Origin of the sequence: Bacillus sp. ILBB4, assembly GCF_035064545.1 — a bacterium.
In the GTDB taxonomy this organism is placed as follows: Bacteria; Bacillota; Bacilli; order Bacillales; family Bacillaceae_H; genus Priestia.
Map to the genome: position 1 here is coordinate 201,398 of NZ_JAIQVD010000006.1, position 8,958 is coordinate 210,355.

Genomic DNA, 8,958 nt, shown 5'->3' on the forward strand with positions numbered 1-8,958 from the left:
CATTTGAAAGTATACAAAGGAGAGAGAATAATGACATCAGAAATTATGAAATTAGATACCGACGGTGAATTTCACTCACTAGCTACATATTCATTGGATCCTGAGCAAGCTTTAATTGCTTATTACATGCAGCAGGAGAAACGTACATATAACACTTGGAACTACCCAGAAAAAGTAGAAGCTATTAAAGAACGCCCTATGGGATTAGGTTTCTTCTACAATAAAGGTGAAGACGTAATTTACTCTCGTCCAACAGAGGAGGCCTTAGCTATATGAATCAGCAAGTTCAGCTAATGTCTTTTCACATTATTGAATCGGGTCAGCTCGATAATACCTTCTTCTTAAACCATAATGCTCAAAAAATTGATATCTCTGAGGTTAGAGAAGACTTAGAAGCAGGCTATCACGCTGGAATGATTATTGCTCCTGTAAGAAAAGGAGTGCAAGTTAAGGTAGTTATTTCTACTCCTTATCGCAGGGATCAACATCCGCTCGATCCTTTATTTCTATTTCATCAATACAACGAGTTCTGCTCTCAAAATGCAAAGGTGGATTGGCTCTTAACACAAGAAGACGATTACTTACTGTGTGAGATTACTTATGAGTGAAGTAATTGAATACTATTCATGGAATCCTGACGTTCATGATCAGTTGGTAAAAAACATGAATGACAAGACCGTCATGTTAGTAGAGACAAATGTTTTTGGAACTGTAATAAATGTTGAGAAGAAGGAGCATGCCAATGCCTCTCCCATCATTAAAGTTACTTTTGAAGTTAGTATTTAATAGGAAGAAAAAAGGTCGTGATTGATATGTTTAAATTTCAAAGATTTGTATCTGTAGGTTCTAATTCAGTAGATAACTTGTACCTTAATGATGCCCACATAGGCACTCTAGGCATTGATACAGAAGGTATATATCTAAACTTAAAAAAAGACTTAAGCCTTGCTGAGTACAACTTATTAATTGCTCAGCTAGTAAGTGATAACCCTACATTATTAAAGGAGAATGTTCAGATTGCAAAAGTAGATTAAGGAGGAGGTTTTATGGATGAATAAAGTACTTACAGCGGCTGCAGCACATTCATTATCCACCCTAAAGGATTTAAAATCAGTCTCTTTATCATTCACATATAACACAAATGCTGGTGAGCCTAAGACAAGGAATATTAACATGAACCTGGATTGTCTGAAGTCAAAGGTGATGAACCTTAAAAATTTGAAAGCTTTCTGGAAGAAGAAAGAACATATCGTGCAGGAGGAATTTGAAGTTATGGCAGCATACAAGTATAAAGTGATTTGGCTGAACGAAATGGGAATAGAGCAGGATTCTTTTCATGAAACAGAAGAAGAACGTAATGCTAAGTTGCAAGCATTAGCAGATGATGGCTATTCACCAGTATGGCGTGAAATTGAATAAGTACAGTAAGGGAGAATTACATCAATGAAGGAATACAACGAATTTCAACAGAAGGGGAACGTGACTATCACGTTCTCTACTATCGTAGGAACGTCAAGTGAAGAGCCTGAAGAAGGTCGTGACATCATAGCATCTGATTTAGATTTCCATGTAAAGGAGCTTAAAGAGTTATATCCGGATGCGGAAATACATATTGAAACGGAAGTGGTTTGATTATGTTGGACTTGAAAGAAGGAGATATCGTTTCGATTGATGCTGCTCATTACAAGGGACCAGCAACTATCAATTACATAGCACATGATTTGTTATACGCACATCACATGCTTCCTATTCAATGTGAGATTAGCGAAGAGCATCTTAATCAGTTTGATGATTTCAATCATGGTCAGACTATCATGCGTTTTAGCTTAAGGGATCTAGCAGGAAGTCAAAAGAATATAGAAATTTCGATTTCAGAAGAAAACATACAGGGGACGTTATTCTAATGAATATGGACAATTACAATGAACGAATGGATAAACGTAAGCAGGCTGAGGAATTCATTTCAAACGCTGTAGGTCGTGCTATGGCTATCTACGAGATAGATAATACAGAAGCAACCGCTGTGTTGGCTTCTATTATGAATCGATGGGCACATTACTCTTTCTGTTCTGTACACAACTTAAAAGAAGAAAGAGAACAATACAAGAAAGGTCAGGAGAAATAATGGCACACATACTAGACAATATCGCTTTAGATGAAAGAGATAAGAATATACTTAATGCGCAGTTTGGAACCATTGATAAGTTATTTACTGTAGTAGAGAGAGGTTGGTTAGGCTATCCCGCTACAGTTACTTGCAAAGTTATTAAACGTAGAAATCAATTTCCTAAATGGGAAGATTGCAAAAAAGATCATGTATATGTGGGGGTAATTCGTCGAAAACGGGGAGATAGAATAATTATTGTTCGACATACTTTTGAAAATGAACTTAGCTGTAGTATTCCTGCAGAACAGCTAAAGTTGAAAGACTTACTGCTATCTATTTGGCCAGAGCGGAAAGACATGAACTGCACACAGTGTGGAGAATTCGCTACTAGAATCGATTCACCCGGAATTTGTATGGACTGCTGGAAAGCAAATAAAGAAAAGAAAACAACTATATAATAGGAGGAACATGACTATGCCTTGGTTTCTAATTACTGTTGATAAGGATTATGTAGTGAATGAATCATATGTTGAAACATTAAAAGAAGAAAAGAAGCACCTGCCTGTAAAAGGGCATGTGGTTCTTGGTGAATATAAAGCTGGACAAGAACATTCTGCTATTGAAGATGCTGCTAGAGCTCACAAGGTTTCACAAAGTATTCTACGAGCATACCACTTGAAGGACTAAGCACTAAAAAAAAGATAGACAAATCTGTATCTTTTTTAATAAAATTTACATTGCTGGAATAATAATCTTTTAATTTTTAAAAAAGAACAGGAGAACAAGCATGACTACAGTAAGAGTGGATGATGTTGTAGAAATCATTGGAGCAAAGGTCTTTTGGGCAATATATGACGAGAATGGTTATACGGGCAATGCAGAAGAATACCCAGGAGAATCTAATAATATTAACAGAATTATTTCTGATGGATATAAACCCCGTTATTTTAAGACCTATAATAACTTCCCTCGGAATTTTATACCTAAAAAAGATACTCCCTATTTATGCTTACCAAAGCTAACAAAGCAATGGGATAAGGGAAGAACAACATATAATAGAGTTAGCTTACTTAATCCAATAGAGCTAATTTATCATGAAGAGTATACAATACTCAGCAATGGTGAGAAATTCTATTATGGTGGACCTAGCGGTAAATGGGTGAGGGCTCTCTGTAAAGAAAAAGGCATGGTTGCTAGTGGTTATATATCATTAGATGGACGTACTGTTTATACAACAAAACCGGAGGATTCACACTTAGTTCACCCTCATGTGTTTGAAGATGAAATGTCTGAATAGCTAGAAAGGGGATTGTTATGTTGAGTGAAGTGAAAGAAGTAGTTGCTGAATGGAAAAGTAAATCAATTCAGGAGCAAAAGGAGTTCTGCATTTTATTAAGAAGGCAAATTCAGAAATTAGACAAGCTACCTTTTGATGCGATAAACTTAACTCATCGTAACGAGCTCGTAGAGATAAAAAGGAAGATCCAATGCGATCTTCCTTTTGACTATCAACTCTATGATAAAGTTATTGTGAAGTTTGATCGTCCTATTAAAGGTATAGTAAAGGAACTTATCAGTCGAGAAGATAGAACAATCCTAATTAAACCTATTGATAACTTATACAAGGACGAGTTCATTATTTCTGAGTGTAGTCTATCACTAGACGTTGCTCCTGCTGTCAAAGAAGGTCAGATTTTGTTGTTCTGAAATTTTATCAGAATATTCTAAATAGTTTTCTTTCTGTTTATATCTATGATATTATTGGTAATAATACTATAAGGAGGGGAATATAGTGATGAACAAGGGTGCTTTGCTTGAGGAGGATATCATGAAAAAGAAACCGAATCAAAAAAGTGAAAGAGATTTAAAGATGGAACGTATCATGAAAGAAGTTGTTGCAAGAAACTATGAGGGATTAAAGAGGTTGAGTAAAAATTGAATAATGAATTTGAACCTTTAACTCCCGAAGATATAAGAATGTTTCATGATTATGCGTTGCAAAAATTTGGCGGTATAGTAGGAGAAACTGAAAAAGGTCTAATTGACAGCTTAGCCAACAAGCCTTTTGATGAAGAACCATTCTCAGATCCTCGTAAAGAGCTATACCCAGGCTTAACCATGAAAGCTGCAGTATATATGTATACCTTAGCCACTAATCAGTACTTTAGAGATGGCAACAAGCGTACAGCATATATATCCGCAGCTTCTTTTTTGCAATTTAACGGCTACATATTAAACGCAACAGATGATGAAATGTACTATGTTTCTAAGCTTGTTTCAAACCATAAGAATAAAGTACTCAATACTGGATGGGATTTACCACGCTTACGTGAATGGATGACAACCAATGTTGTTCCAGTAGAGCACTATACAGATGAAATGCGTGAAAACAAGTTAACATCTGAAGAAATAAAAAAAGAATTCGAAATAATGGAAATGGTGTTTCTTATTTTGAAGACAATGGAAGAGAGATTACCAAAAGAAGAAACATATAAGCCAGATGACATAGATATCGTAGAAATGATTTTATCTACTGCAACAAAATCTTTATTTGATCGACCTCTGAAAGATATTCAACGGAGGTTTGCTAAGTTTACAGGCATTAACCTTGATGCTAAAAATATGGTTGATATGCAGTTTGAAGATAAAGTCCTTGAGGCAAAGTTACTGGACAAGATATTTGTAGCCAAGGATGATCTTAAAAATTCACTGGATTCTGAATATCATCAGTTAGAAATTGAAATTGATTTAGCGAGAGCAGAAATCACTAGGCTTATGGCTCAAGGTGATTTCAATGAAGCTGAACAGTTACGTAAACGAGAACAAGAGCTAATGAAAAAATTAAGAGACTATGATAATCAGTGAAACTTACGCTTCCAAAGTGTAAGTTTTTTTATTTTTTTACTAAACTTAGGGAAATACGTACCGATATATATTATGAGCTTACATCATAGGAGGATGAATTACATGGGGTTAGTACTAACAAGAAAAGATAAACAAAGCATAACGATTCAAACGCCAACAGGTGATGAATTAGTTATTCAGCTGGTATTAGATGACGGATGCATCAGGCTCAACATAGATGCCCCTAGAGTTTATCAGATACACAGAACGGAAATTCTCGGGAGGACGGATCTGAACGAGAACAAAAACAATGACAATTCGGAGGTCGAAGGAACATGAGAATCAATCACAACATTACAGCATTAAACACGTATGGTAAGCTTAACAGCGCTAATAACGCTCAAGCTAAATCAATGGAAAAATTATCATCAGGATTGCGTATTAATAGTGCGTCTGACGATGCAGCTGGTCTTGCTATCTCTGAGAAAATGCGTGGACAAATCCGTGGATTAGACCAAGCAACACGTAACGCACAAGATGGCATCTCAGTTATCCAAACTGCTGAAGGAGCTTTAGGAGAAACAACTGATATTCTTCAACGCATGCGTGAATTAGCAGTTCAGTCTTCAAATGACAGCAATACAGATGTAGATCGTGGTGAAATTCAAAAAGAAGTAAACCAACTTGCAAAAGAGGTTACTCGTATTGCTAATGATACTGAATTTAATACGAAAAAGCTTCTTACAGGTGCAGTGGACTCAAAGAATACAACAAACATTACTGATGCGGATTCAATGACGTTCCAAATCGGAGCAAACGCTGGACAAAATATCAACCTTGACATTAAGGCAATGGATGCTGTTAGTTTAGGAGTTGCTGGTGCAGATGCAGATAATGCTTTTGCAACAGGTGATGCAAAAACTGCTAAAGCTGTAACAAATGATGGAATTGATGTTTCTAGCAAATCAGCAGCTGATACAGCTATCACAAAGATTCAATCGGCAATTGAAACAGTATCTGCTGAGCGTTCTAGCCTAGGTGCTAACCAAAACCGTTTAGATCACTCTATTAACAACCTAAGTACTTCATCTGAAAACTTATCAGCAGCTGAGTCACGCATTAGGGATGTGGACATGGCTCGTGAGATGATGGAGCAAACTAAGAACTCAATTCTTTCTCAAGCGTCTCAAGCAATGCTGTCTCAAGCTAACCAGCAACCGCAGCAAGTACTTCAATTATTACGTTAATAGATAGACTAAAGAGCAGGTGTGTTAAGCCTGCTCTTTTTTGATGACCTATTTAGATGACAGAATAGGATTCCTCTTAAACGGAGATATGTTTAATAAGGATTATTATTCTAAGGATAGTACAGGAAGAAAATTAAGTCAAGAGTAATGTATTTTACATTTTTTAGATAATCAAGGGTATATATACCTATTTAAGTAGTTTAAATGTAGTCCAATTTCTTCTTGTATATACATATTTAAGAATAATATAATGTAGTATGGAAAGAGGAGGAAAAACAATGAATAAATTGACAGATATTCCTGAGTACGAACAAAAGACTAAGGAACTAGCAAAAAAAAGTTGTTTTTTTCTTGGCTGCCATTATTTTGATTATAAGCGCCTTTGTTTCTGTTGGCTCTTAATGGTTTCAATATAGCAATGAATCAATAAAAAGAAGGAAGATATGCACATGACACTAATAACAGCAATAGCTACACCTTATTTTATTTCATTTGTAGGAGACGGTAGAGGTGTGACTGGAGACAATGACGAAGTTGTAGAAGAAAAATTAGATAAAATATGTCGCATAAATGACAAAATCGTAATCGCTACTGCAGGTAATAGAACATTTAATACAAAGTACATTCCTGAAATATTGGCTAATGTTGATAACAAGTATAACTTGTCCAATGTAGAATCATTTGTCGAGTCTTTGTTTGAAGTAGTTGGCTATAATAAAACTGGTTTTGATTACCGTTTAATAATAGGAGGACTAAATAAAGACGGTGACATTTGCTTCACTCATATTGATAGTACTTCTTCTATAAAACCTCAAGTTGTGGTACTTAATGAGTTTTCTCAGCGTGGTACTGCAGCTAATAATAGCAAGCACACTTATCATTTTTTAGTGCAACCCAATGATCTTTTAAGTGCTAGATTGAATGAAGCATTAACGACATATGAAGAATACGTTAACTTCAATCCAGAGAAAGCATTTGCTATTCAAAAACAATTCAACTATGACATTTCTCAGTCAGATAGAACAGTAAACAACTTCCTGACAAGAGATGTCGTTCTACGAGAGAAGCCTTTACTCATAAATGCTTAATAAGATTAATTAGAGCCTTTTTATAGGGCTCTTTTTATATAGTATTTTTTCTCAACTTATTTTATTTATGTGCTATGATTTATTTTGTGAAGGGGGAATAATATGCCAAATCCAGCTAGAATATTTATCAGCTCCGCATATGACAACAAATTAATTCCATTGCGAGCTGGATTAAAAAAAGAGCTTGAAGAAGCAGGACACAGTGCCTTACTTTTTGAGGACAACTTCTATCCCTGGCATTCTGATTTCATGAAAACGTGTCTTCAGAAGGTTATGGAGTCTGATATCTTCATCTTATTATTGAATGAAAACGTGGGAACTTACTGGGAGCAAGATAAATGTACTCCTACATATCAAGAATTCAGAACAGCGGTTAAGGAAGGGAAATATATCATTGCTTTCTTGGATTCAGACGTAAAGGAAATGTATGAAGAGCATATACGTCCTGATCTTAGTCGCAGGTACAGAGAATACCGTGAAGAGAATCACCGTGATCCAGATTACACCATTGATATTGTCAATGAAGTAATTGATGACGATTTAGGAAGAGGGCAAAGAGAAAAGATAAGTTCAGTTCATCCGTTTACTTGGGCTTTTATCTATGATGTACAAGCTGCTCGCATATGGACTGAAGAACTTGTATTAGCTCAATCGCCTGATACTTATCATAAAGTAAAAAGTTATTTAAGTGACCGTTTAGGTGAAGGAATAAAACTCGTTCCAATGAAAGAAGATATTCATGAGAACGCCTTAGCCGCTCAAGATTTCGCTGTCTATCAAGACTATACGTTGAACTTGCTTTCATATTTGAAAGATGGCACTATCAGTGAATGGTCACTCTTTTTAGAAGCAGCTATGGACCCTTTGATTGGAGACTTCATTTATCAGCGTCCTGGCACAGTACTAGCAGAAGAAATAGGACGTTTTGAAGATTGTAATGCTATGACAGTGTATAAGAAGCATGAGGATTCCATGAAACTTTGTGGATATGCAGGTGCTACATCTCCTAATCCTGAATATGATTTATCAAGTGAGGACTCATATGTTGTAAAGGCGCACCTTGAAGACACTAGCGTCATAGGATATCAAGAAGATAAAAATGTGTTGTATTATGCAATTAATACAAACGATTATGTCTTATGTTTTCACTATCCGTTAGACACAACATGGACTAATACTAAGGTAGAAGCCTTTAAAAGGGAAATTGAGTGTGCTATAATTAACACAACACTTTACACAGATTTCTTAGCTGATCTTATAGGAGGGATACACTATGGCTGTGAATAAAAAAATGCAATACAATAACGGCAATGTAATGCTCGTGGCCTCTGAACCATCAGGACTAAGACGTAAACATACACGAGACAGAATGAAACAAGTTAGAAATTCTAGTCAAGCGGTGCTAAAAGCATTAAGCGAAATCAATGACATGTATACAAGTAAACCAACAGGGTCTAGTAAACCAACAGGGTCTAGCAGACCATAATAAGTAAGGAGCTTCCATAATGGAAGCTCTTTTTTACTGCCTTTTATGGTAAAATGTACTTATTAAGTAAGTTAATCTCACTTAATAAAATTATAAAAAAAAACGGAGTGGAAGTAATATGAAAAACGTTTATAAAAAAGCTGAACTACTTATCGAATACTTAGAGTATCCAGAGGTAGAAAAAGG

19 protein-coding genes are annotated in these 8,958 nt (G+C 35.6%); all 19 read left to right on the top strand.

The features are described from left to right. The first annotated feature begins 30 nt into the window (after window positions 1-30). The 19 genes from LAV82_RS23860 (at window position 31) to LAV82_RS23950 (ending at window position 8,772) form a co-directional block, all read left to right on the top strand. The gene (locus tag LAV82_RS23860) at window positions 31-276 is read left to right on the top strand and encodes a hypothetical protein (protein WP_499717115.1); all 246 of its coding nucleotides are present in this window, start codon (window positions 31-33) and stop codon (window positions 274-276) included. Further along, window positions 273-608: a hypothetical protein gene (locus LAV82_RS23865; protein WP_499717116.1), complete on the top strand. Its 336-nt coding sequence runs from the start codon at window positions 273-275 to the stop codon at window positions 606-608. Before LAV82_RS23860 ends, LAV82_RS23865 begins: the two co-directional genes overlap by 4 nt. Beyond that, window positions 601-786 carry a hypothetical protein gene (locus LAV82_RS23870; RefSeq protein ID WP_499717117.1) on the top strand — a complete coding sequence of 62 codons (186 nt, stop codon included), beginning with the start codon at window positions 601-603 and terminating at the stop codon, window positions 784-786. Before LAV82_RS23865 ends, LAV82_RS23870 begins: the two co-directional genes overlap by 8 nt. A gap of 17 nt (window positions 787-803) precedes the next feature. Further along, window positions 804-1,034, top strand: coding sequence for a hypothetical protein (locus tag LAV82_RS23875; RefSeq protein ID WP_499717118.1), 231 nt, complete (start codon window positions 804-806; stop codon window positions 1,032-1,034). Between the two features lie 16 nt (window positions 1,035-1,050). Then, window positions 1,051-1,419, top strand: a complete 369-nt coding sequence (locus tag LAV82_RS23880; RefSeq protein WP_499717119.1) for a hypothetical protein — start codon at window positions 1,051-1,053, stop codon at window positions 1,417-1,419. Between the two features lie 24 nt (window positions 1,420-1,443). Then, window positions 1,444-1,632, top strand: coding sequence for a hypothetical protein (locus tag LAV82_RS23885; protein ID WP_499717120.1), 189 nt, complete (start codon window positions 1,444-1,446; stop codon window positions 1,630-1,632). A gap of 2 nt (window positions 1,633-1,634) precedes the next feature. Next, window positions 1,635-1,904, top strand: coding sequence for a hypothetical protein (locus LAV82_RS23890; protein ID WP_499717121.1), 270 nt, complete (start codon window positions 1,635-1,637; stop codon window positions 1,902-1,904). Next, window positions 1,904-2,125, top strand: a complete 222-nt coding sequence (locus tag LAV82_RS23895; protein WP_499717122.1) for a hypothetical protein — start codon at window positions 1,904-1,906, stop codon at window positions 2,123-2,125. Before LAV82_RS23890 ends, LAV82_RS23895 begins: the two co-directional genes overlap by 1 nt. Continuing rightward, complete coding sequence (locus tag LAV82_RS23900) at window positions 2,125-2,565, top strand: hypothetical protein (protein ID WP_499717123.1); 441 nt, start codon at window positions 2,125-2,127, stop codon at window positions 2,563-2,565. Before LAV82_RS23895 ends, LAV82_RS23900 begins: the two co-directional genes overlap by 1 nt. Before the next feature lie 16 nt (window positions 2,566-2,581). Then, window positions 2,582-2,794, top strand: coding sequence for a hypothetical protein (locus LAV82_RS23905; protein ID WP_499717124.1), 213 nt, complete (start codon window positions 2,582-2,584; stop codon window positions 2,792-2,794). A 100-nt stretch (window positions 2,795-2,894) separates the two neighbouring features. Further along, entirely contained in the window at window positions 2,895-3,404 is a 510-nt protein-coding gene (locus LAV82_RS23910; RefSeq protein ID WP_449305672.1) for a hypothetical protein, read from the top strand. Window positions 3,405-3,424: 20 nt separating this feature from the next. Then, window positions 3,425-3,814, top strand: coding sequence for a hypothetical protein (locus LAV82_RS23915; RefSeq protein WP_499717125.1), 390 nt, complete (start codon window positions 3,425-3,427; stop codon window positions 3,812-3,814). Between the two features lie 228 nt (window positions 3,815-4,042). After that, the gene (locus LAV82_RS23920; protein WP_499717126.1) at window positions 4,043-4,972 is read left to right on the top strand and encodes a type II toxin-antitoxin system death-on-curing family toxin; all 930 of its coding nucleotides are present in this window, start codon (window positions 4,043-4,045) and stop codon (window positions 4,970-4,972) included. A 102-nt stretch (window positions 4,973-5,074) separates the two neighbouring features. Then, complete coding sequence (locus LAV82_RS23925) at window positions 5,075-5,290, top strand: carbon storage regulator (RefSeq protein ID WP_499717127.1); 216 nt, start codon at window positions 5,075-5,077, stop codon at window positions 5,288-5,290. Next, the gene (gene hag, locus LAV82_RS23930) at window positions 5,287-6,198 is read left to right on the top strand and encodes a flagellin Hag (RefSeq protein WP_499717128.1); all 912 of its coding nucleotides are present in this window, start codon (window positions 5,287-5,289) and stop codon (window positions 6,196-6,198) included. Before LAV82_RS23925 ends, hag begins: the two co-directional genes overlap by 4 nt. Before the next feature lie 278 nt (window positions 6,199-6,476). Beyond that, window positions 6,477-6,614 (top strand): hypothetical protein, encoded by a 138-nt coding sequence (locus tag LAV82_RS23935; RefSeq protein WP_499717129.1) that lies wholly within the window; start codon window positions 6,477-6,479, stop codon window positions 6,612-6,614. A gap of 33 nt (window positions 6,615-6,647) precedes the next feature. Then, on the top strand, window positions 6,648-7,286 hold the full coding sequence (locus LAV82_RS23940; protein WP_499717130.1) for an Ntn hydrolase family protein: 639 nt from the start codon (window positions 6,648-6,650) through the stop codon (window positions 7,284-7,286). Window positions 7,287-7,388: 102 nt separating this feature from the next. Then, entirely contained in the window at window positions 7,389-8,573 is a 1,185-nt protein-coding gene (locus LAV82_RS23945; protein WP_499717131.1) for a DUF4062 domain-containing protein, read from the top strand. Then, the gene (locus tag LAV82_RS23950; protein ID WP_499717132.1) at window positions 8,560-8,772 is read left to right on the top strand and encodes a hypothetical protein; all 213 of its coding nucleotides are present in this window, start codon (window positions 8,560-8,562) and stop codon (window positions 8,770-8,772) included. The genes LAV82_RS23945 and LAV82_RS23950 overlap by 14 nt, the downstream gene beginning before the upstream one ends. Window positions 8,773-8,958: the final 186 nt, after the last annotated feature.